A 1,095-nucleotide genomic window follows, 5' to 3' on the forward strand; every position below is an offset into this window, starting at 1 on the left:
GTTCATGTGCGGCCGCGAGTTCGTCCCGGCTGTGCGGGGTGAGCGCGCAGGCACGGATCAGATCGGCGGGGCGGTCGCGAAGAACCCGCCAGAACGTAACCAGTTCGCGGTCGAGGTCGTTGACGGTCTCCATCGGCGAGGGCTGCTTGGCGAGGAGAACGGACAGGCCACCGCAGTACGGCTCAACGTAGTGCTGGTGCGCGGGCAAGACGGACACGATCCAGGGGGCGGTACGGCCCTTCGCGCCGAAGTATGGGACGGGAGACTTCATCAGGTGCTCCAGGTGAGTTCGTCGTGCGGGTGTGGTGTGCTTGGTCCCGGGCGGCCCCGTTACCGGCGGGGCCGCCCAGCTGTGCGTCACGGGGTAATCAAGCGGCGGACACACTAGGACCGGGATCGATTGGCCGGCGCCGTGGTCAGAGCCCGCTCAATCGACCAGCCGTTATTGAGGCGCCAGGTGAGAGTCCTGCTGTTCAGCTCGAGCGCCTCAGCCCAGTCAGCAAGCGGCCTCGTGATTCCGCGAAAGGTGATGAGCCGGTTCTGGCTGGTATTGCGGTTCTGCATGGCGTATGTCGCCCACCGGCAGTTGGCTTTGGAGTAGCCCTTGGTGCCATCGATTCTGTCGAGCGTCAGGCCATCGCGGTAACCGTCAGCCATGTCGGCAGCGAAGTCCTCAAACGTTCGCCAGCGGGGGTCGTCCAGTCCATGACCGACACCGCCGTATTTGGCGTAGTCCCTGCTGTTCGGGTTGGCCGCGCGCTGGAGCATGTTCTTCCAGATCCGGTACAGGCGCGTCCCCGACTGACCGTGAGTGCGGTTCGCAGAGGCGGAAGCCTCCCGCTGGTAGCAGCCGCAGGACAGGGTCCCGCCTTTGCGGAGCTGACCTGCGGTCACAACTACTTCGCGCCCGTCGCAGGAGCAGTAGCAGTTCCAGCGGACCTGCCCATGCCTGCTGTTGGTGGTCCGCTCGATCACGGTCAGACGACCAAAAACCTGTCCTTTGACGTGCTCCCTGGCCTAAAGTCCAGGGATTCCGGCCTGGGTCGTCCGACCCTTCCGGGGGCTTCCTGCTTCACCGCGCTGCGCGGGCACGGA

At 65.3% G+C, this 1,095-nt stretch carries 2 protein-coding genes; both read right to left on the bottom strand.

The window, feature by feature from the left end; all coding sequences use genetic code 11:
- Nucleotides 1–271, bottom strand: a 271-nt coding sequence (locus tag ACWCQ6_RS37460; protein ID WP_451097004.1) for a DNA adenine methylase, incomplete at its 3' end; no start/stop codon positions are given.
- 113 nt (nucleotides 272–384) lie between these two features.
- On the bottom strand, nucleotides 385–975 hold the full coding sequence (locus ACWCQ6_RS37465; protein ID WP_451097006.1) for a hypothetical protein: 591 nt from the start codon (nucleotides 973–975) through the stop codon (nucleotides 385–387).
- Between the last annotated feature and the right edge of the window lie 120 nt (nucleotides 976–1,095).

Source organism: Streptomyces sp. NPDC001880, from assembly GCF_053594575.1.